The sequence below is a fragment of the Kitasatospora sp. NPDC096147 genome, assembly GCF_044763225.1.
Lineage (GTDB): Bacteria > Actinomycetota > Actinomycetes > Streptomycetales > Streptomycetaceae > Kitasatospora.
The window spans coordinates 39,254-59,969 of the sequence record NZ_JBIWFX010000023.1; the positions used below are offsets into that span (position 1 = coordinate 39,254).

Here is a 20,716-nt window from a genome sequence, read left to right on the forward strand (position 1 = left end):
ACCATCCGGATGACGAGTCGTCAGCCCCTTCGGAGCGGTCTGCCCCGCCAGCCACCGCTGCGGCTCCTCCGGCTTCCTCGGCGTCGGGCCCGGCAGTGTCCCCCGGGACTTCGGGCGCTCCGCCCGGCCGAGCTGCTGCCGCCGCCGAGGGCGCGGCCGGGGATGCGACCGGGGCCGGAGGCCGGTCCTCGGACTCCGGCGTGGTGGTGGCCGGGGCCGAAACAGACGCGGACCGCGACGGCGCGTCCGCACCCTGGGGTACGGTCGGGCCGTCGCGGTCCGCGACAGGTTCTTGCGTGCTCATCGGGGCAGAGCCTATCCCTAAGGGACTCCACCCCTACCGAGCGTCCCAGGCCTCCGGACGAGCCGGTGGCCGGAGGATCAGCGGTCGCGCTTCTCCTTGATCTTCGCGGCCTTGCCGCGGAGGTCACGCAGGTAGTACAGCTTGGCGCGGCGGACCGCACCACGGGTCACGACCTCGATCTTCTCGACGACCGGGGTGTGCACCGGGAAGGTACGCTCCACACCGACGTTGAAGGAGACCTTGCGGACGGTGAAGGTCTCACCGACGCCCGCGCCGTGACGGCGGATGACGACGCCCTGGAAGACCTGGACACGGGAGCGGTTGCCCTCGATGACCCGGACGTGGACCTTCAGGGTGTCACCGGCGCGGAAGGCCGGAACGTCGGTGCGCAGCGAGGCCGCGTCGACACCAGCGAGCTTGTTGCTCATCTTGTTCTCCATCGCAGGCGCCACGGGCCGCCCACGGAAGTTCGTCACTATGGGGTGTGCTGCGGGCCGTACGGGTCCTCGGTGATCCCCCCGTGGCGGGGGCACCGCTCCACTGGCTGCCACGGAGGCAGCCCAACGGCAGACAACAGTCGCCTATTGTTCCACAGCCTCCGGTGCGGACCGAAATCGGCCGAGCTCCGCGTCCCAGGACAGCCCCAGGATGCTGAGCGCCTCGCGCTCCTTCTTGTCGAAGTCGCCGTACTGCCAGCGCTCCACCAGGTCGGGCCGGTTGGCCAGGGTGCGGGTGAAGGCCTGTTCCCGACGCCAGCGGGCGATCTTGCCGTGGTGGCCGCTGAGCAGCACCTCCGGCACCTCCCGACCACGCCACTCGGCGGGCTTGGTGTAGACCGGCCCCTCCAGCAGGTCGGCCATGGCACCCGGCGCGAAGGAGTCGTCCCGGTGGGACTCCGCGTTGCCCAGCACTCCCGGCAGCAGCCGGGCGATCGCCTCGACCATCACCAGCACCGCGACCTCACCGCCGGCCAGCACGTAGTCGCCGATCGACGCCTCGACCACCGGCATCCGCGTGGCTGCCTCCTCGATCACCCGGCGGTCGATGCCCTCGTAGCGCGCGGGCGCGAAGGCCAACCACTGACGGCCGGCCAGCTCCTGGGCCAGCTCCTGGGTGAACGGCCGCCCGCTCGGGGTCGGCACGACCAGCGTCGGCACCTCTCCCTCAGGCCCCTGGGCTAGCACCGCGTCGAGGGCGGCCCCCCACGGCTCGGGCTTCATCACCATCCCGGGGCCGCCACCGTAGGGAGTGTCGTCCACCGTCCGGTGCACGTCCGTGGTCCAGGACCGCAGGTCGTGCAGGTGCACGTCGAGCTGCCCCCGGGCCCGGGCCTTGCCCACCAGGGAGACGTTCAACGGCTCCAGGTACTCCGGGAAGATGGTGACGACGTCGATTCGCATCTCACTCATGCGCGGGCTTCACCCGTCACCTCGTCAGACGCCCCGCCAGACGTCTCCCCAGACACTCCGTCAGAGGCCTCGTCAGACGCCTCGGCCCCACTGTCCGACGCACCGTCGCCCTCGTCACCCTCGTCGTCGTCAGCGTCGGCCGCGTCCGGCCGGACCACCTCGGCGTCCGCCGGGTCGATCAGCCCGGGCGGCGGATCGATGACCGCGCGCTGGCTCTCCAGATCGATGGTCGGCACGATGCGCGAGACGAACGGCACCAGCGCCTCCGTCCCGTCCGGCCTGGTGACGGTCAGCAGGTCCTGGTAGGGCAGGTGGACCACCTCGGTGAGCTCACCCACCAAGGTCCCGTCCAACAGCACCACGTCGAGCCCGATCAGCTGGTGGTCGTAGTACTCCTCGGGGTCGTCCGGACGCTCCTCCGGGTCGACCTCCGCGATCAGCATCGTGCCGCGCAGGGCCTCGGCCGCAGTACGGTCCTTCACCCCCGCGAAGCGGAGCAGCAGCCGACCGCTGTGCACCTTGCCCGACTCGACGGTCAGCGGGCCGACCGACGCCGGGTCGGTCATCAGCACCGCACCGGGCCCGAGCCGCAGCTCCGGCTCGTCGGTCCGGACCTCGACGCTGACGTCTCCCCTGATGCCGTGGGCGCGGCCGATCTTGCCGACGACGAGCTGCACGGTCGTTCTCCTGATCCTTCGGTCCTTGATGCGATGAACACCCGAGCGGCACCCGAACGGGCACCCCCGGTACGCAGAAGGACCGGCCGGGACGACATGCGTCCCGGCCGGTCCCTGAATCCTGACGATCGAACGTCAGCGAATGCTGTCCACGTCGACCAGGTCGACCCGGACGTTGCGACCGCCGAGGGCGCCGACCACGGTGCGCAGAGCGCGAGCCGTACGGCCACCCCGGCCGATCACCTTGCCGAGGTCATCGGGGTGCACGCGCACCTCGATGGTGTTGCCCCGACGCAGGTTGCGCGAGCGCACCTGCACCTCGTCGGGGTGCTCGACGATGCCCTTCACCAAGTGGTCCAGGGCGTCCTCGATCACGATCAGGCCTCGGTGGACGCGGCGTCGGCCTCAGCCTCGGCCTTGTCAGCCTTCTTGGCCTTCGGGGTGATGGCAACACCGGTGGTGCTGTCCTCGAAGCCGGCGACGGCCTTCGCGAAGAGGTGCGAGAAGTCCTCGACCTTGGGCTCGGCCACCAGCAGCGGAGCCGGAGCCGGCAGGCCCTTGAACTTCTGCCAGTCGCCGGTGAGCTTCAGGATGGCGAGGACCGGCTCGGTCGGCTGGGCGCCGACGGACAGCCAGTACTGGGCGCGGTCGGTGTCGACCTCGATCTTCGAGGGGTTGTAGGTCGGCTGGTAGACGCCGATCTCCTCGATCGCGCGGCCGTCACGCTTGGTGCGCGAGTCGGCGACGACGATGCGGTAGTGCGGGGAGCGAATCTTGCCGAGACGCTTGAGCTTGATCTTGACTGCCACGGGAGTGGATTCTCCTGGTGTTGACGTGGGTGAGCGGCCACTGCCGTCGCGTGGGGTTGCGAGGTGGGCCGTTCAAGGGACACGCCAGCCGTAGGAGAGAGGGGTCCTGCTCGGCTGCCGAGTACTCAGCTGTCCATTCTGCCACACGCCGAGGGTCGGCCCGACCGAGGGCCCGCGCCGGTCGGCCCGACCGAGGGCCCCCGCCCCCGGTTGAGCCGATTCTCGGCACGACAGGCACTGCACACCACGAGCAGTGCAGGTTGTACGGCACTACGAGTACTGCGGAACCACTGCCCCGGAGGACCACGGCATCACGGGCGCCATGGGCACTACGGGTACCTCACGCGCTTCAGGCACCCGGGCACATCACCACCCCGGCACCTCACGCACTTCGGGCATTTCAGGTGCACCGGTCAGATGCACCGGTCAGATGCCCTGTTCAGATGCACCGGTCAGGTGCAGGTACACCGGCCCCTCCGGGCACATCACGCACCCACGGGGACCACGTTCGAGCAGCGCGGTACGTACGGCACATCCGCCTGGCAACGGACGGCCACCCCCCGACCGGCTGCACCGGCCACCAGGTCAGGCGATCCGGAACGGCTGCTGGCAGGCGCCGCAGACGATCGACGCCTGGGCGAGCACCGAGGGCACCACCCGGACGTTGCGGCCACAGCCGCAGATCGCCTTGACGCGGACGCCACCGCCGGAGGAACCGTGCCGGGCGGCCGGGCCGCGGAAGGCGCGGTGTCCACCCTCACCGTTGACGGCGAGCTGGTGGGCGCCGAGGGCGCGGTCCAGTCGCTCGATCGTCTCGGTGTAGCGCTCCTGCGTCTCCGTCAGCATGGTCACCTGGGAGAAGCCGCTACTGGCGTGCGGCTCGATCGGGTGGGCCAGGCCGAGCTCGGAGGCGAGCATCAGGAAGCGGCGGTTGTGGTAGCGGCCGGCTCGCGAGGTGTCCCGGATGTCCCGGGCGGCGGCGAGGCCGTGGGCGGCTTCGTGCAGCAGTCGCTCGAAGCCGAGCTGGGTGCCGCAGGCCGAGGAGGACTCGCCGATCAGCGCCTCGGGCGAGGCGAGGTCGGGGAGATCCTGGTGGTGGGCCTGGATGTCGCTCCAGGCGGCGGCCAGTTCGGCCGCCAGGACGAGAGGCTGTGTCGTGCTCACGCTAGACCAACGATGCAGTGAGAGCCGATGTTCCGCGCGTTCCCGTTCACCGGGAATTCCCAGCGAACTCCCAGGAATGCACTGCCGTGCGCGAATTGTGCTGCCTGTATCTGACGCAAGACCAACCCCCTGCAACTTTGGGCCCGGCGAACCTCGCCAGGCTCTCGGCTATCGCCCGGGAGCGGTTGCTCCCCTTGCGGCGAACGGCCCGTGGCGCTGTCGAGAATTGACAGGGCCACGGGCCGTATACCGTACCGCTAGTTCACCACGACCGGGAGTTGACCGGTCAGTAGTCTCACCAGACAGTCAGACTGTGGTGGAACATTCGTCCTGCATAAGTGCACATGCGGAGAGTTCCGAAGGACCGCGTGCAGGACCGGGGTCGTCCGCCCGGCCGCCCGCCTGGGCTCAGTACGCCCGGGCGACGATCGCGACGTTGCCGTCCTGATCGTCCGTCAGCGGCACCGAACCGTCGGCGGCGACGATGCAGCGGACCGAGACGCCCTGCTCGGCCAGCTTGGCCTCGCCCTCCGGGCCGAGCTCGGCCCAGGAGATCCGGCCCCAACCGGTGGCCGCGGCCTCGACCGCCTCGTCGAGGTTGGTGACCTCGACGGTGCGGGCCAGCCGGCGCTCGCGGGACTGGCGGAGCAGCAGCTGCTGGTCCTCCTCCAGGATGCCGGGCAGCAGCGCGGCCAGGCCGTCGATCGAGACCGACTCCTTGCCGCCGGGGATCCGGCGGGCCAGCATCGCGGTGCCGTTCTCCAGGTCGCGCGGACCGACCTCGATGCGCAGCGGGACGCCCTTGAGCTCCCAGTCCACGGCCCGGCGGCCGAACGGGGTGTCGGTGCGGTCGTCCACGACCACCCGCACGCCCGCCGCCTCCAGCGCGGCACCGATCTCGCGGACCTTGGCCAGCACCGCGTCATCGCCCTTGATGGCGAGGACGACGGCCTGGACGGCGGCCAGTCGCGGCGGGACGCGCAGGCCGTTGTCGTCGCCGTGCGACATGATCAGGCCGCCGACCATGCGGGTCGAGACGCCCCACGAGGTCTGCCAGACGTGCTCGCGCTCGGCACCCTGCAGCTGGTAGGTGGTGTTGAACGCCTTGGCGAAGTTCTGGCCCAGCTCGTGGCTGGTGCCCATCTGCAGCGCCTTGCCGTCGCCCATCATGCCTTCGAGCGTGAGGGTGTTGATGGCGCCGGCGAAGCGCTCCTTGGCGGTCTTGCGGCCGAGCACCACGTCGATGCCGAGCACGTTGGTCATGAAGTCGCCGTAGACCTGGGTGTGGATCATCGAGGCGTACTGCCGGGCGTCCTCGTAGGTGGCGTGGGCGGTGTGGCCCTCCTGCCAGAGGAACTCGGTGGTGCGCAGGAAGACCCGCGGGCGCAGCTCCCAACGGACCACGTTGGCCCACTGGTTGATCAGCAGGGGCAGGTCGCGGTGGCTCTGCACCCACTTGGAGAAGTACTCGTTGATGATGGTCTCGGAGGTCGGCCGGACGACGACCGGCTCGTCGAGCTCCTTGCCGCCGCCGTGGGTGACCACCGCGAGCTCGGGGGCGAAGCCCTCGACGTGCTCGGCCTCCTTGGTCAGGTAGGACTGCGGGATGAACATCGGGAAGTAGGCGTTCTGCGCGCCCGCCTTCTTGATCCGGGCGTCCATCTCCTGCTGCATCCGCTCCCACAGGCCGTAGCCGTACGGTCGGATGACCATGGTGCCGCGGACCGGGCCGTTGTCGGCCAGCTCGGCCTTGTTGATGAGGTCCTGGTACCAACGCGGGAAGTCGTCCGCCTGGGGAGTGAGCACGGGTGCCTTAGCCATGGGCAGATCGTACGGGGCGCGGGCCCCTGACCGTGAATCCGTTTCGCCGGCCGGAGGGACCTCCTCCACCAGCGGCGAAACGTCCGGACCGCTTCCGGTCCTGCCGGAGGGCGCACCGGGGGCGCATCACCCGAGTGGCGGGACACCACCCTGCACCCCTCTGGACGCCGGGGCCCGTCGGCTGTTCGCTGGTGTCGGGGCGGGACTTTGGGGGGTTGGTTTTGGATGCGACGACCCTGTGGTGACCCAAGGACCGGATGGAGGCCGAGATGGCTTCGGCGCAGTTGACCGGCACGACCTCGGAGGCGACTCCGGACTGGCTGAGCACGCCCGGCGCGAGCCACGGCCGCGGCTCGGGGCACGGGCACGGCTCCGGCCGTGGCTCCGGCTACGGCTACGGCCCGGGGCGGGCCAGCAGGGCCCGGGACTGGGCGGAGATCCAGGAACGGATGCTGGTCCCGCTCTACCGGGCCGTCCACGAGCGGCTGGAGGTCGGCCCGGCGACCAGCCTGCTCGGGCTGGGCTGCCGGTCCGGACTGGCTCTGCTGCTGGCTGCCGAGCGCGGCGCGCAGGTGGCCGGCACCGAGGCCGATCCCGAGCTGCGCGAGCTGGCCGGGGAGCGCGGTCTGACGGTCCGTCCGGACCACGGACCGGCGACGGCGGCCGACACCCGGACGGCGGCGCCCGTCGCCCGCTCGGCGTACTCCCTGGTGACGGTCTTCGAGCAGTTGTGGACCACGCGCGCCCCCGGCCCGCTGGTGGAGGCCGCGGCGGAGCGGGTACTGACCGGCGGTCAGCTGGTCCTGGCCGCCTGGGGGCCGGCCGAACGGTGCGAGAGCGCGTCGGTCCTGGCGGTCGGGCAGCGCGGCCACCAGGACCGGCAGGGGCATCAGGAGCGGCAGGGGCATCAGGAGCGGCGCGGTCACCACGGCCGGCACGGCTCGGCACTCCGGGGGCCGGACGTCCGGCCGGGGCCGTTCGCGCTGAGTGCGCCGGGCGGGCTGGAGTCGCTGCTGTTCCGCGCCGGTCTGCGCCCGGCCGGCGGGGGCCGGGTGTCCTGCCCGTTCGCCTACCCGGACCTGGAGAGCGCGGTGCGCGGGATGCTCTCCACCGGGCTGTTCGACGCCGCCGTGGCGGAGTCGGGGCAGACCCTGGTGGCGAAGGAACTGGAGGAGGCACTGCACCCGTTCGTCCGTGCGGACGCCTCGGTCCGGATGACCAACCAGTTCCGCTACGTGGTCGGCCTCCGGGCCTGAGGCCCCGGCCCCAGCCCCGACCCCGGCCCCGAACGCCAAGCCGGAAACGGCGGCCCCGGACCGGCGGCCCCCGACCGGTGGCCGGGAACGCGACGGGTGCCCCGGTCCCTTCCCGGACCGGGGCACCCGGCACGACGGACCGTCAGCTGCGGTCCAGCTCCTTGGCGTTCCTCGGCACCCCCGCCGCCCGGTACGCGGCCTCCTCGTCGAGCGTCTCGGCCGCCAGCAGCGCCGCCGCCAGGGCGTCCAGCTGGCCCCGGTGCGCGGTGAGCAGCCGGACCGCCTCCTCGTAGCACTCGGCGACGATCCGGCGGGCCTCCTCGTCCACCGCGTCCAGGGTGGTGGGCGCGGCGGAGAGCCCGTACGCGCCCTGGGTGTCGCTCGGGACGGCGGTGAGCCGGCCGACCCGCTCGCTCATGCCCCAGCGGCCGGCCATCCCCCGGGCGATGTTGGTGACCTGCTCCAGGTCGCTCTCCGCGCCGGTGGTGATGACGCCGTAAACCACCTGCTCGGCCGCCATCCCGCCGAGCGCGCCGATGATCCGGCCGCGCAGGTACGGCTCGGTGTACGAGTAGCGGTCGGTGTCGGGGGTGGAGAGCGTGACGCCCAGCGCCCGGCCGCGCGGCACGATGGTGATCTTGCGGACCGGGTCGGCGCCCGGCTGGAGCATCCCCAGCAGGGCGTGGCCGCCCTCGTGGTACGCGGTGCGCTCGCGCTCGCCCTGCGGCATCACCAGCGGGCGGACGGCGCCAAGCTGCACCTTCTCCAGCGCGTCCGAGAGGTCCTCGGCCCGGACCCGGTCCTGCTTGCGCTTGACCGCGAGCAGGGCGGCCTCGTTCACCAGGTTGGCCAGCTCGGCCCCGGTCATGCCGGGGGTGACCTTGGCCAGCTGGACCAGGTCGGCGTCGGGCGCCAGCGGCACCGTACGGGTGTGGATCCTGAGGATCTGCAGCCGGCCGTCCCGGTCCGGCGGGCTGACGGTGATCCGGCGGTCGAAGCGGCCGGGGCGCAGCAGCGCCGGGTCGAGGACCTCGGCCCGGTTGGTGGCCGCGATCACGATGACGCCCTCGGAGCCGGAGAAGCCGTCCATCTCGGTGAGGATCTGATTGAGCGTCTGCTCGCGCTCGTCGTGGCCGCCCATGCCGCCACCGCCACCGCGCTGGCGGCCGATGGTGTCGATCTCGTCGATGAAGATGATCGCGGGTGCCACCTTCCGCGCCTCGGCGAACAGCTCGCGCACCCGGGAGGCACCGACGCCGACGATCATCTCGATGAACTCGGAGGCCGAGGCGGAGAAGAACGGCACGTCCGCCTCGCCCGCCACCGCTCGGGCCAGCAGGGTCTTGCCGGTGCCGGGCGGGCCGGTGAGCAGGACGCCGCGCGGCATCTTGGCGCCGAGCTTGCGGTACTCCTGGGGGTTCTTCAGGAAGTCGACCACCTCGCTGAGTTCGGCCTCGACCTCGTCGATGCCGGCCACGTCGGCGAAGGTGGTGCGCTTGCCCTCCTCCGGGTTGACCGGCTTCGGCGGGGCCTTCCTGCCGAAGCCGCCGGGCCCGCCCATCCCGCCCGCCATCCGGCGGGCCAGCAGCACCCAGATCACCACCAGCAGCAGCATCGGGGCGAGCGAGATCAGCAGGTTGGCCAGGAAGCTGCGCTGCTGCACCACCGGTTCGGCGGTGACGGTGACGCCCTGCTGCTGGAGGGTGTTCCACAGCCCGTCGTCGGCGAAGGCCGGGCGCTGGGTGGTGAAGTCGGTGTAGGTGCCCTTGGCGCCGTCCGGCTTGGGGGCGGCGGCCTTGAGGGTGCCCTCGATGGCGTCGCCCTTGGAGTAGATCTGGGTGATGTTGCCCTTGCCGAGCTGGTCGCGGAACTCGGTGTAGGAGATGGTGGTGCCGCCGGAGCCGCCGAAGGTGTTCAGCAGCAGCTCGGCGATCAGGAAGACGGCCAGCGCGGTGAGGAGCATGCCGGCCCAGCCGCCGGGCATCTTCTTCTTCGGCGTCGGCGGAGGCGGGGCACCCTCGGACCGCCAGGGCTGGTCGGGGGTCTGACGGGGCGGTACGGGATTGCTCACCCATCGGACAATACGGACATAGGTACGGGCCGACCAAGGCGCAACGCCGCGCCCGGGACCTCCCTCACCGTCCGAAGGGCGCCCCGGAGACCACCCCGGGCACGGGCGTCGGCCCGGCCCGGCCCGGCCACCGATCGGGGCGCCCGTCAGACCCCGCGCCACTCCTCCACCGTCAGGGCGAACCGCTCGTGGTCCCGCCAGGCCCCGTCCAGGAAGAGCATCCGGGGGGTGAACCCCTCGTGCCGGAAGCCCAATCGGCGGGCCAGCGCGATCGAGCGCTCGTTCTCCGGCTGGACGTTGATCTCCAGCCGGTGCAGCGCCAGGCCACCGTCCGCCTGCCCGGCGAAGCAGCGGTCCACCACCAGCCGCATGCCCTCGCTCATCATCCCGGTGCCCGCGAACGGCAGGTAGGAGTCGTAGCCGAGCGCGGCGTTGCAGAAGCGGCCCATCACGATGTTGGCCACGTTGCACTTGCCCACCAGGCCGCCGCTCTCCCGGTCGAGGATCAGGAAGGTGCGCAGGCCGGGGCCCTGACGGTCCAGCAGTTCGGGCAGGCCGTCCGGCTCGACCGGGTTCCACCGCCCCACGTGCTCGGCGGAGCGGCGCACCGCCGCCGCGTACGGTCCTGCGTCTGCCGCCCTGGGGGCCCGGATCTCCACTCTCACCGGACCATCATCGGGCATGGCGGCGGCCCGCCACCGGAAGGGGTGACGGGCCGTCGCAAACTCGCCTGCGGCTTCGGGGGCCGGAGCCGCTCAGAGCAGGTCCTTGAACTCCTTGGGCAGCTCGAAGTCGGCCGGGCCCTTGCCCGCGCCGAGCCCGAAGGCACCGCCCGGCGCCTGGGCGGCGTCGCCCGCGCCCGGGCCGAGCGCCTTGCGCTCCGCCGCGGCCGCCTCCTCCTGGGCCCGCTTGAGCGGGTTGCCGCTCTTGCGCTTGCCCTTCGCGGGCTGGGCCTTCTTGGCGGACTTCTTGCCGCCGCCGCCCATGCCGGGGATCCCCGGCATGCCGGGCATGCCCTTGCCGGAGGCCATCGCGGACATCATCTTGCGGGCCTCGAAGAACCGCTCGACCAGGTTCTTCACCTCGCCGACCTGGACGCCGGAGCCCTTGGCGATCCGGGCCCGGCGGGAGCCGTTGATCAGCTCCGGCTCGGCCCGCTCGACCGGGGTCATCGACTTGATGATCGCGCCGACCCGGTTGACGTCCTTGTCGTCGATGTTGTTGATCTGGTCCCGGATCTGGCCCATGCCCGGCAGCATGCCGAGCAGCTTGGAGATCGAGCCCATCTTCTGGACCTGCTCCAGCTGGGACAGGAAGTCGTCCAGCGTGAAGGCCTTCGGCCCGGACTTCAGCTTGGCGGCGATCTTCTCGGCCTCGGCCTGCGAGAAGGTCTGCTCGGCCTTCTCGATCAGCGAGAGCATGTCGCCCATGCCGAGGATGCGCGAGGCCATCCGGTCCGGGTGGAAGGCGTCGAACTCGTCGACCTTCTCGCCGTTGGAGGCGAACATGATCTGACGGCCGGTCACGTGCGCGACCGAGAGCGCCGCACCACCGCGCGCGTCGCCGTCCAGCTTGGACAGCACCACACCGGTGAAGTCGACGCCGTCGAGGAAGGCCTGGGCGGTGGTGACCGCGTCCTGGCCGACCATGGCGTCGACCACGAACAGGACCTCGTCCGGGTCGATCGCGGCCCGGATGTCGGCGGCCTGCTGCATCAGCTCGGCGTCGATGCCGAGGCGGCCGGCGGTGTCGACGATGACCACGTCGAACTGCTTCTGCTTCGCGTACTCGATCGAGTCGCGGGCCACCTGCACCGGGTCGCCGACGCCGTTGCCCGGCTGCGGGCCGTAGAAGGCGACTCCGGCCCGGCCGGCCATCACCTCCAACTGCGTGACGGCGTTCGGGCGCTGGAGGTCGCAGGCCACCAGCAGCGGGGTGTGCTTCTGCGCCTTGAGCCAGTGACCGAGCTTGCCGGCCAGGGTGGTCTTACCGGCACCCTGGAGACCGGCCAGCATGATCACGGTCGGGCCGGACTTGGCGTACTTCAGGCGGCGGGTCTCGCCACCGAGGATGGCGATGAGCTCCTCGTTGACGATCTTGATGACCTGCTGCGCCGGGTTCAGCGCGCCGGAGACCTCCGCGCCGGTCGCGCGCTCCTTGATCCGCGCGATGAAGGCGCGGACCACGGGCAGCGCGACGTCGGCCTCGAGCAGGGCGATCCGGATCTCGCGGGCGGTGGCGTCGATGTCCGCCTCACTGAGGCGGCCCTTGCCCCGGAGGTTCTTGAACGTCGCTGCGAGGCGGTCGGAGAGAGTGTCGAACACGTCGGTCGCGGGTCCCTTGCGGCATCGGTACGGGTACTGTCGTCGCCCCCAGGGTATCCGGCCACCACTCCAACGGTCCCCACCCGGTCGGAAGCGGTCTCCGGACACCCCTCGCCGGCGGTCTCCGGCCACGCGTCAGGCCAGCGCCTCCCGCACCGCCGCCGCCACCTCCCGGGCCCGGCCGTCGTCCAGCGGACCGCCCGCCGGGTCGGTCAGGTAGAACGCGTCCACCGCCTCCGCGCCCAGCGTGGAGACGTGCGCGGTCCGGACCCTGGCACCGGCCCCGTCCAGCGCCCGGCCGATCCGGTGCAGCAGCCCGGGGGCGTCGTGCGCGCGCACCTCCAGCACCGTCGCGGTGCTGGACGCCCCGCCCGGCAGCACGGTGACCACCGGCGGCGGGGTGGTGATCCCCCGGCGCCGCGGGGCGGCGGCGTCCCGCCCGGCCAGCTTCCTGGTCACGTCCAGCGAGCCGTCCAGCGCCCGCCGCAGATCGGCCCGCAGCCGGGCCGCCTCGGGGAGTTCGCCGTACTCGGCCGCCACCGTCCAGCGCAGCAGCAGCACCGGCCCGGCCCCGGCCGGGTCCAGCTCGCGCAGCCCGGCCGAACGGACCGTCAGCCGGTGCAGCGCCAGCACCCCGGCCACCGTGCCGAGCAGGCCGGGCCGGTCCGGCAGCGCCAGGGTGAGCCGGACGCCCATCGGCTCGGTGCCGCCGGCCTCCGGGCCGGCCTGGGCCAGCAGGGTGAGCGCGGGCTCGCCGGTGCGGGCCGCCTCGATCGCCAGCCGCTCCTGCTCGACGGTCGGCTCGGTGCCCCAGCCGGGCTCGGCCGGCGGCTGCTGAGCACCCGTCAGCCGGGCGGCGGCCCGGCCGGCCAGGCCCGAGACCAGCGAGGCCCGCCAACTGCTCCAGGCGGCCGGGCCGGTGGCGGTGGCGTCCGCCTCGGTCAGCGCGTGCAGCAGCTCCAGGTGCGAGAGGGTGCCGGTCACCCCGGTGATCAGCTCGACGGTGGCCGGGTCGTCCGGGTCCCGCCGGGTCGCGGTGTCCACCAGGGTCAGGTGGTGGCGCACCAGCAGCGCCAGGGTCTCCACGTCGGCCTTGTCGAAGCCCATCCGGGCGGCCACGTCCCGGACGATCACCTCGCCGGCCTCGGAGTGGTCGCCCGGCCAGCCCTTGCCGATGTCGTGCAGCAGCGCGGCCACCAGCAGCAGGTCGGGCCGGGCCACCCGGCGGGTCATCGCGGCGGCCCGCACCGCGGTCTCGATCAGGTGCCGGTCCACCGTCCAGACGTGCACCGCGTTGCGCTGCGGGCGGCAGCGCACCCGCTCCCAGTCCGGCAGCAGACGGGTGATCAGCCCCTCGGCCTCGTACGCCTCCCAGACCGGTACGGCCGCCTCGCCCGCACCCAGCAGGGTCACCAGCTGGGCCCGGGCCTCGTCCGGCCAGGGCACCGGCAGCGGGGCGGCCTCGGCGGCCAGGCGCCGCACGGTGGCGTAGGAGACGGTCAGCCCGGCCTGGGCGGCGGCGGCCGCCGCGCGCAGCGGCAGCACCGGGTCCTGGGCCGGCCGGGCGGACTGCGCGAGCACCGCCTCGCCGTCCTGCTCGACCACGCCCTCGGCCAGCGGGGTGCGCTCCACCCCGCCCCGGCCCACCGCGCCGTTGCTCCGCCCGGCCCCGCCGAAGGTGAACAGCCGGCTCCGGCGCACCCGCCCGCCGCCACTGCGGGCGGCCAGCACCCGTTCGACGGACCGCCAGGTGACGTCGGCCGCGTAGGAGACGGTCCGGGCCGCCTCGTAGACCTGGCGCAGCAGGGTGTCGGCGTCCAGCACGCCGAGCCGGGCGGCCACCTGGTCCTGCTCCTGGAGGGCGAGGCGCTCGGTGGCCCGGCCGGTGGTCAGGTGGAGCGCGTCCCGGACGTCGGCGAGCCGCTCGGCCGCCGCGTCCAGACCGTCCCGGGGGGCGTCGGCCAGCCAGCTGGCGGCGATCGCGTTGAGCGCCACCACGTCCCGCAGCCCGCCCCGGGCCTCCTTCAGGTCGGGCTCCAGCAGGAAGGCCAACTCGCCGTGCCGCTCGGCCCGTTCGAGGCAGGAGGCGCGCAGCTCGGGCAGCCGGCCGGCGGCGCCGGCCCGCCAGTCGGAGAGCACCTCGGAGCGCAACTCGGCGGTCAGCTCCGGGTCGCCGGCCAGGTGCCGGGCGTCCAGCAGGCCGAGCTGGGCCTTGAGGTCCTCGGCGGCCACCGCCCGGGCCTCGGCGGGCGTGCGGACGGCGTGGTCGAGCGCGGTGCCACCGTCCCAGACGGGGTACCAGATCCGCTCGGGCAGGGCCGGGTCGAGCCGGCCGCGGTGCAGCAGCACCACGTCGAGGTCGCTGCGCGGGGAGAGCTCGCCCCGGCCGTAGCCGCCGACCGCCACCAGGGCGGTGCCCGACGGGGCGCCGGCCGCCGCGTACAGACCGGCCAGCCAGTCGTCGGCGAGCCTGGACAGGGCCCGGCGGCGGACGGCTCCGGTCAGGCCGGGCTGGTCGAGCAGCCGGGCGCGGGCGCCCGCGTGGTCGGAGGGCTGGTCGGTGGTGGTCACGTCGGTTCCCCGTCCGTCTGTCCCGCGGCTGGCCCGCGACTGTCCTGCGGTTGTCCTGCTCGACTGTCCTGCTTGGCTGTCCTGCGGTTGTCCTGGCAGGTGCCCCGTGGCTGTTCCACGACTGCCCTGCGGCCGGCCCCGGCCGGACCACCGGGCCCGGACACGCGTCCGGCGGACCGGCGACCACGAGGGTCACCGGCCCGCCTGGGACCGTCCGTTCCTGCTGATGATGCCGGTCTCCCGGTCCCGCTAGATCGCGTCCGGGCCGCGCTCGCCGGTCCGCACCCGGACGGCGGTGTCGACCGGGACGCTCCAGACCTTGCCGTCACCGATCTTGCCGGTGCGGGCCGCCTTCACCACGACCTCGACCACGTCGTCGGCCATGTCGTCCTCGACCAGCACCTCGATCCGGACCTTGGGCACCAGGTCGACGGTGTACTCGGCGCCCCGGTAGACCTCGGTGTGGCCGCGCTGGCGGCCGTAGCCACTGGCCTCGGTGACGGTCAGTCCGTGTACCCCGAAGGCCTGCAGGGCGTTCTTGACCTCGTCCAGACGGTGCGGCTTGATGACTGCGGTGATGAGCTTCATCAGGCGTCGACCTCGGCCTTCTGCGGAGCGGTGGTGGTGGCGGAGGCAGCGGAGGGGGTACGGCCCAGGCTGGCCCCGACGGCGCTGAAGTCGTAGGCGGACTCGGCGTGTTCGGCCTGGTCGATGCCGGCCACCTCGACCTCCTCGGAGACCCGGAAGCCGATGGTCCGGTCGATCGCCTTGCCGAGCAGCCAGGAGAGCACGAAGGAGTAGAGGCCGACCACGACCACGCCCATCGCCTGCTTGCCGAGCTGGCCGAGGCCGCCGCCGTAGAACAGGCCCTGCGCGGTCTGGCCGACGTGGCCGGTGGCGAACAGGCCGATCAGCAGCGAGCCGATCACACCGCCGACCAGGTGGACGCCGACCACGTCGAGCGAGTCGTCGAAGCCCCAGCGGTACTTGAGGCTGATCGCGGCGGCGCAGGCCGCACCGGCGATGACGCCGATGGCCACCGCGCCGAGCGGGCTGACGGACCCGCAGGCGGGGGTGATGGCGACCAGACCGGCCACCGCGCCGGAGGCGGCACCGAGGGTGGTGAAGGCGCCGTGCCGGATCTTCTCGTAGGCCAGCCAGCCGATCACGGCGGCGGCGGTGGCCACCTGGGTGTTGAGGAAGGCCATCCCGGCCACGCCGTTGGCGGCCAGCGCCGAGCCGGCGTTGAAGCCGAACCAGCCGAACCAGAGCAGCCCGGAGCCGAGCATCACCAGCGGCAGGCTGTGCGGGCGCATCGGGTCCTTCTTGAAGCCGATCCGCTTGCCGAGCACCAGGCAGAGCGCCAGGCCGGCCGCACCCGCGTTGATGTGCACGGCGGTACCGCCGGCGAAGTCGATCACGCCGTTGCGGTCGCCCAGCCAGCCGCCGTCACCACCGTCGAAGAAGAACACCCAGTGGGCGACCGGGAAGTAGACGATCGTCACCCAGAGCGCCACGAACAGGCCCCAGGCGGCGAACTTGGCCCGGTCCGCGATGGCGCCGCTGATCAGCGCGGGGGTGATGATCGCAAACATCAGCTGGAAGGCGGAGAAGGCGGTGACCGGGATGGTGCCGGTGAGGTCGTTCAGACCGATGCCGCGCATGCCCAGGTAGTCGAGGTTGCCGATCAGACCGGCGCCCGCGTCGGGGCCGAAGGCCAGCGAGTAGCCGTAGAGCACCCAGAGCACGCTGACGATCGCGAGCGAGACGAAGCTCATGACCAGCATGTTGAGGGTGCTCTTGACCCGGACCATGCCTCCGTAGAAGAAGGCCAGGCCCGGGGTCATGATCATGACCAGGGCCGCACAGATGAATACGAAGGCGGTGTCGCCAGCGCTGAAGCCGTCCGGCATCGGCGTCTCCTCGTGAGTGCAAGAGCCGCTCCACACCCGGGATCCCTGTCCCGTGCCACCCGGGGTGTCGGCGTTGAGGAGGAGAGTGCCGAAGGCGGATTTCGGCCAGTGCGGCTCGGTGTTTCGCCGCCGTGACGAGCGCCACGGCGGCGTTACGAGGAGGTGAACTACTGCTGCGGACGGGGGAAGGCCGACCGTGAGGGGCGCAGCTCTCAGCCGCTCTGGACGAACTCCGGGATGTTCTCCACCACCCGGTCGGAGAGCTGGGTGACGGAGTCCAGGTCGGCGTAGTTCTGCAGCGCGTTGGCGGTGGTCTTGCGGATCCGGGTGTTGAGCCGCTCGGAGCGCACCTTGGTGGCGATCGCCACCGCCTCCTCGGCCACCGCGACGGCCTGCCTCGGCTCGTTCTGGAGCAGGTGCACGCTGGCCATGCCGATCAGGTTGAAGGCGTAGCTGCGCACGTGCTCCTTGTCCTGCCGGAACAGGTCGACCGCGCGCTGCATCACCGGCTCGGCCATCGAGGCGTAGAGCGGGCTGCGGTTGGCGTGGTAGGCCAGGTCACGGTAGGAGTGCGAGTTCTCGCCGTTCAGCTCGGCCTCGGTGAAGAACTTCAACCAGCCGGGCGAGTTGTCGTCCGGCCGGGTGTCGCTGAAGGTGTCCTCGGCCATCCGGACCGCGCGGGCGCAGCGGTTCACCTCGCCGATGGTGGCGTAGGCGCGGGCCTCCATGGCGAACAGCAGCGACTGCTGGCGCGGGCTGGCGGTGTCCCGGCTGCCGTACTGGGCCAGGTGGATCAGCTCCAGCGCGTCCTCACCCCGGTTGAGGTGGATCATCTGCCGGCTCATGTCGGTGAGGATCTGCGCGCCGAACGGCCGGTCACCGGCCTCCTTGGCCGCGTGCAGCGCCAGCACGTAGTACTTCTGCGCGCTCGGGTGCATGCCCACGTCGTAGGACATCCAGCCCGCCAGGTGGGCGAGTTCGGAGGTCAGCCGGAACAGCCGCTTGGTGGTCTGCTCGGGGTAGCTCTCCTGCAACAGGTCGGTGACCTCGTGGAGTTGGCCGACGACCGCCTTGCGGCGCAGCCCGCCGCCGTTCTGCGCGTCCCACTGACGGAACATCACCGTGGTCTGCTCCAGCAGCTGGAGCTCCGGCTCGGAGAGCCGTCCGGTGAACTGCTCACCGCCGTTGGCGGCGGCCAGGATCGGGGTCGGGGCACCGGCCGGATTGGGGGTGAGCCAGCGCTGCATCGGCTCGATCAGCGCGGTGCCGGCCGTCAGGGCCAGCGAAGTGCCCAGGAAGCCACGGCGGTTCAGCATCAGGTCGCTGCGGGAGTACTCGCTGATCAGCTGCACCGTCTGCGGCGCGCTCCACGGCAGGTCCACCCCGCTCTCCACGGTGGAGACCGGCACGGCGGTGCGCAGGCCGAGGTCCTCGATCGAGACCACCGAGCCGAAGCGCTCCGAGAACAGCTGCGACATGATCTTCGGGATCGGCTCGCGGGGCTGCTCGCCGTCCAGCCAGCGGCGGACCCGGGAGGTGTCGGTGGAGACGTGGTGGGCGCCGATCTGCCGGGCCCGGCGGTTCACCTGCCGCGCCAACTCCCCCTTGGACCAGCCACTCCGGCCGAACCAGGAGGTCAGCTTCTCGTTCGGTTGCTTCTCTGCCATGGGTAAGCGCCCCATCCCGCCCGGCCCCGTGGGGCCCCCGATCGTCTTCGCACTCCCCGCCCTGAGTGAGCGGCCCGCTGCGTTCCGTGTGCTGAACGTAACGCGACAAGTGCCGCCACGGGGAGCGCGCCCGGATAATCGCCACCTTTCGCCACCCCTGCGAGTGAACTACGCGGCGGTCCGGCGCGCTTCACTGGAAGTCGGCACCACAGCCGCCCAACTCGCCGCGCCGCCAGGGATCTTGACGGCTGGGCAGTCCGCCGCGCCAGGAAGGGGAGTCCCGTGCAGCTCCGACGATCCGGCATCCGCAGCGGGGGCGCAAGCAGCCTGCCCGACCGGCGCCCGCGAATCGGAGCACTCCGCCTGCTGCGCGCCGCCGACGCGCGTCCCGCTTCACGTCGCACAATCGACGGACCGTCACCGGCCGGTGCGCCGGCCCAGGACGCGACTGGCGACGCGCCCCGTAACCACCGGCATTCCCAACCTGTTGGGGGAGGCATGGAAACCCTCTTCGGCGAACTCCGCTTCGGCACCCGCCGCCGGGCCCGTGGCACCGCGTACGAGGCCGCCGCGGAGTACACCGGGCGCTGGGGCTGGGCGGTGGCGGTCGGCACCGGCTCCGCCACCCCCGCCGACGGCCGCTGCGACTGCGGCGCCGCCCACTGCGCCGCACCCGGCCTGCACCTCGGGCTCGGCACCACCGCCCTGGTCGACCCGGCCTCGGGCACCGGCACGGCCGGCCTGGACGCCCTCCGGGATGGCACCACCGCCCTGCTGCTGCCCGCCGGCCGCTCCTTCGACGTCCTCGACGTCCCGGCCCAGCCCGGCCTCCAGGCGCTGGTCCGGCTGGAGCGGATGGGCACCCAGGTCGGCCCCGTGCTCGGCCTCCCCACCGGCCGGCTGCTGTTCTTCGTCGCCCCCGGCGCCGCCCGCCGCCTCCCCGACCTGCTCTACCGGATGGGCTGGGACGACACCACCCTCGACCTGACCTGCCACGGCGAGGGCTCCTACGTCGCCGCCCCGCCCACCACCCTCGGCCCCCACGGCCCGGCCCGCTGGCTCCGCCACCCCTCCCGCGACACCGCCGCCTGCCCCCCCGAGGCCCGCCTCCTCCTCGGCACCATCGCCTACGCCTGCCACCGCACCCGCGAACGCACCCCGGTCACCGCCTGACACCCCGCCAGGTCGCGAGACTCCGGCACACGGCGGGTCAGACCGCCGACCACCAGAGCGCGAAGCTCCGGCACGCAGCGAGGCAGACCGCCGGCCACCGGGGGCGCGAGGAACTGCGCGAGTCGGAAGCCCCCACCCCCGCACCTGACCCCCGTCAGCCAGCTGCACGTGCCGCCCCAAGCCGCACCCACCCACCACGCGAACCGCCCCACACGCCAAAGGGCGCGAGGAACGACGCGCGGCGGAAGGCGCTCCCCGTGCACCTGACCGGCCATCAGCCGGTCCGCACGTGCTGCCGTTCCCCTGCGCGCGGTTCCTCGCGCCCCTGGGCGCTGCCACCGGACGTCCTGCCCGCGGCAGCCGCCGTCAGTCCCCGATCAGTGCGTCCACGAAGGCGCCCGGCTCGAACGGCGCCAGGTCGTCCGCGCCCTCACCCAGCCCGATCAGCTTGACCGGCACGCCCAGTTCCCGCTGCACCGAGATGACGATCCCGCCCTTCGCGGTCCCGTCCAGCTTGGTGAGCACGATGCCCGTGATGTCCACCACCTCGGCGAACACCCGCGCCTGCACCAGCCCGTTCTGCCCGGTGGTGGCGTCCAGCACCAGCAGCACCTCGTCCACCGGCCCGTGCTTCTCCACCACCCGCTTGACCTTGCCGAGCTCGTCCATCAGCCCGGTCTTGGTGTGCAGCCGGCCGGCGGTGTCGATGAGCACGGTGTCCGCGCCCTCCGCGATGCCCTCCTTGACCGCGTCGAAGGCGACCGAGGCCGGGTCCCCGCCCTCGGGGCCCCGGACGGTCGCGGCGCCGACCCGCTCGCCCCAGGTCTGCAGCTGGTCGGCGGCAGCCGCGCGGAAGGTGTCGGCCGCGCCGAGCACCACCTTGCGTCCGTCCGCGACCAGCACCCGGCCGAGCTTGCCGGAGGTGGTGGTCTTGCCGACGCCGTTGACGCCGACCACCAGCACGACGGCCGGGCGGCCGTCCTCGTGCCTGGCGGTCCTCAGCGCCCGGTCGGTGTCGGCGCCGATCAGGGCGACCAGCTCCTCGCGGAGCAGGGCGCGCAGCTGCTCGGGGCTGCGGGTGCCGAGCACCTTGACCCGGGTGCGGAGGTTGTCGACCAGTTCCTGGGTGGGCTTCACGCCGACGTCGGCGGTGAGCAGGGTCTCCTCGATCTCCTCCCAGGTGTCCTCGTCGAGGCGGTCCCGGGAGAGCAGGGTGAGCAGGCCCTTGCCGAGCGAGTTCTGCGAGCGGGAGAGCCGCCCGCGCAGCCGGACCAGGCGGCCGGCGGTCGGTTCGGGGACGTCCAGCTCGGGAGCGGTCAGGGCCTCGTCGGGGGCCTCGATCTCCTCGGGGAGCGTCACCTCCTCGACCGTGCGGACCGGCTCCGGGGCCGACGCTGCGGACTCCTCGCCGACCTGCGGCTCGCGCGGGGGCGTGATGACGGGTGCCTCGGCCTTGGGAGGCAGCTGCTTACGTCGTCTGCCGCTGACGACGAGGCCCGCGACGGCGCCGATGGCGACGACCGCGATGACTACGGCAAGGATCACGTATTCCATAAC

General features: G+C 72.5%; 17 protein-coding genes. 2 read left to right on the plus strand and 15 right to left on the minus strand.

Features of this window, described 5'->3' with window-relative positions; genetic code table 11:
• Positions 1-381: 381 nt before the first annotated feature.
• From rplS to proS, 7 genes are all read right to left on the minus strand, one after another.
• The gene (gene rplS / locus ACIRBX_RS36915) at positions 382-732 is read right to left on the minus strand and encodes a 50S ribosomal protein L19 (protein WP_402304532.1); all 351 of its coding nucleotides are present in this window, start codon (positions 730-732) and stop codon (positions 382-384) included.
• Between the two features lie 153 nt (positions 733-885).
• The gene (gene trmD / locus ACIRBX_RS36920; RefSeq protein WP_402304645.1) at positions 886-1,704 is read right to left on the minus strand and encodes a tRNA (guanosine(37)-N1)-methyltransferase TrmD; all 819 of its coding nucleotides are present in this window, start codon (positions 1,702-1,704) and stop codon (positions 886-888) included.
• A gap of 5 nt (positions 1,705-1,709) precedes the next feature.
• A complete protein-coding gene (gene rimM / locus ACIRBX_RS36925; RefSeq protein WP_402304535.1) occupies positions 1,710-2,390 on the minus strand; it encodes a ribosome maturation factor RimM in 681 nt (226 codons plus the stop codon).
• 135 nt (positions 2,391-2,525) lie between these two features.
• Positions 2,526-2,765, minus strand: a complete 240-nt coding sequence (locus ACIRBX_RS36930) for an RNA-binding protein (RefSeq protein ID WP_030306741.1) — start codon at positions 2,763-2,765, stop codon at positions 2,526-2,528.
• A 2-nt stretch (positions 2,766-2,767) separates the two neighbouring features.
• Positions 2,768-3,199, minus strand: a complete 432-nt coding sequence (gene rpsP / locus ACIRBX_RS36935) for a 30S ribosomal protein S16 (protein ID WP_402304538.1) — start codon at positions 3,197-3,199, stop codon at positions 2,768-2,770.
• Between the two features lie 585 nt (positions 3,200-3,784).
• The gene (locus ACIRBX_RS36940) at positions 3,785-4,363 is read right to left on the minus strand and encodes a hypothetical protein (protein ID WP_402304541.1); all 579 of its coding nucleotides are present in this window, start codon (positions 4,361-4,363) and stop codon (positions 3,785-3,787) included.
• 408 nt (positions 4,364-4,771) lie between these two features.
• Entirely contained in the window at positions 4,772-6,184 is a 1,413-nt protein-coding gene (proS, locus tag ACIRBX_RS36945) for a proline--tRNA ligase (RefSeq protein WP_402304543.1), read from the minus strand.
• A gap of 269 nt (positions 6,185-6,453) precedes the next feature.
• Between proS and ACIRBX_RS36950 the strand changes: the two genes are divergently transcribed.
• A complete protein-coding gene (locus tag ACIRBX_RS36950; protein WP_402304546.1) occupies positions 6,454-7,440 on the plus strand; it encodes a class I SAM-dependent methyltransferase in 987 nt (328 codons plus the stop codon).
• A 142-nt stretch (positions 7,441-7,582) separates the two neighbouring features.
• Here ACIRBX_RS36950 and ftsH read toward each other — a convergent pair whose 3' ends face one another.
• The 7 genes from ftsH to ACIRBX_RS36985 all read right to left on the minus strand — a co-directional run bounded on the left by ftsH (position 7,583) and on the right by ACIRBX_RS36985 (position 17,986).
• A complete protein-coding gene (gene ftsH / locus ACIRBX_RS36955; RefSeq protein ID WP_402304548.1) occupies positions 7,583-9,511 on the minus strand; it encodes an ATP-dependent zinc metalloprotease FtsH in 1,929 nt (642 codons plus the stop codon).
• Between the two features lie 146 nt (positions 9,512-9,657).
• On the minus strand, positions 9,658-10,194 hold the full coding sequence (locus tag ACIRBX_RS36960; RefSeq protein WP_402304549.1) for a GNAT family N-acetyltransferase: 537 nt from the start codon (positions 10,192-10,194) through the stop codon (positions 9,658-9,660).
• Positions 10,195-10,266: 72 nt separating this feature from the next.
• Positions 10,267-11,835, minus strand: coding sequence for a signal recognition particle protein (gene ffh, locus ACIRBX_RS36965; RefSeq protein WP_402304552.1), 1,569 nt, complete (start codon positions 11,833-11,835; stop codon positions 10,267-10,269).
• 135 nt (positions 11,836-11,970) lie between these two features.
• Positions 11,971-14,406 (minus strand): [protein-PII] uridylyltransferase, encoded by a 2,436-nt coding sequence (locus ACIRBX_RS36970; protein WP_402304554.1) that lies wholly within the window; start codon positions 14,404-14,406, stop codon positions 11,971-11,973.
• Between the two features lie 249 nt (positions 14,407-14,655).
• Entirely contained in the window at positions 14,656-14,994 is a 339-nt protein-coding gene (locus ACIRBX_RS36975; protein WP_396298579.1) for a P-II family nitrogen regulator, read from the minus strand.
• Positions 14,994-16,319 (minus strand): ammonium transporter, encoded by a 1,326-nt coding sequence (locus ACIRBX_RS36980; protein WP_402304558.1) that lies wholly within the window; start codon positions 16,317-16,319, stop codon positions 14,994-14,996. Before ACIRBX_RS36980 ends, ACIRBX_RS36975 begins: the two co-directional genes overlap by 1 nt.
• Before the next feature lie 212 nt (positions 16,320-16,531).
• Positions 16,532-17,986: a hypothetical protein gene (locus tag ACIRBX_RS36985; protein WP_402304561.1), complete on the minus strand. Its 1,455-nt coding sequence runs from the start codon at positions 17,984-17,986 to the stop codon at positions 16,532-16,534.
• Between the two features lie 498 nt (positions 17,987-18,484).
• Between ACIRBX_RS36985 and ACIRBX_RS36990 the strand changes: the two genes are divergently transcribed.
• Positions 18,485-19,159, plus strand: a complete 675-nt coding sequence (locus ACIRBX_RS36990; RefSeq protein ID WP_402304562.1) for a bifunctional DNA primase/polymerase — start codon at positions 18,485-18,487, stop codon at positions 19,157-19,159.
• Positions 19,160-19,525: 366 nt separating this feature from the next.
• Here the strand turns inward: ACIRBX_RS36990 and ftsY are convergent, their stop codons facing one another.
• Positions 19,526-20,713 carry a signal recognition particle-docking protein FtsY gene (ftsY, locus tag ACIRBX_RS36995; protein WP_402304565.1) on the minus strand — a complete coding sequence of 396 codons (1,188 nt, stop codon included), beginning with the start codon at positions 20,711-20,713 and terminating at the stop codon, positions 19,526-19,528.
• Between the last annotated feature and the right edge of the window lie 3 nt (positions 20,714-20,716).

What these genes read in the sequence shown, in the direction of transcription:
- ACIRBX_RS36990 (WP_402304562.1), top strand. Translation starts at nt 18,485, where the DNA reads ATGGAAACCCTCTTCGGCGAACTCCGCTTCGGCACCCGCCGCCGGGCC.
- ACIRBX_RS36960 (WP_402304549.1), bottom strand. Translation starts at nt 10,194, where the DNA reads ATGCCCGATGATGGTCCGGTGAGAGTGGAGATCCGGGCCCCCAGGGCG.
- ACIRBX_RS36985 (WP_402304561.1), bottom strand. Translation starts at nt 17,986, where the DNA reads ATGGCAGAGAAGCAACCGAACGAGAAGCTGACCTCCTGGTTCGGCCGG.
- ACIRBX_RS36975 (WP_396298579.1), bottom strand. Translation starts at nt 14,994, where the DNA reads ATGAAGCTCATCACCGCAGTCATCAAGCCGCACCGTCTGGACGAGGTC.
- proS (WP_402304543.1), bottom strand. Translation starts at nt 6,184, where the DNA reads ATGGCTAAGGCACCCGTGCTCACTCCCCAGGCGGACGACTTCCCGCGT.
- rplS (WP_402304532.1), bottom strand. Translation starts at nt 732, where the DNA reads ATGAGCAACAAGCTCGCTGGTGTCGACGCGGCCTCGCTGCGCACCGAC.
- ftsY (WP_402304565.1), bottom strand. Translation starts at nt 20,713, where the DNA reads ATGGAATACGTGATCCTTGCCGTAGTCATCGCGGTCGTCGCCATCGGC.
- trmD (WP_402304645.1), bottom strand. Translation starts at nt 1,704, where the DNA reads ATGCGAATCGACGTCGTCACCATCTTCCCGGAGTACCTGGAGCCGTTG.
- ACIRBX_RS36980 (WP_402304558.1), bottom strand. Translation starts at nt 16,319, where the DNA reads ATGCCGGACGGCTTCAGCGCTGGCGACACCGCCTTCGTATTCATCTGT.
- ACIRBX_RS36950 (WP_402304546.1), top strand. Translation starts at nt 6,454, where the DNA reads ATGGCTTCGGCGCAGTTGACCGGCACGACCTCGGAGGCGACTCCGGAC.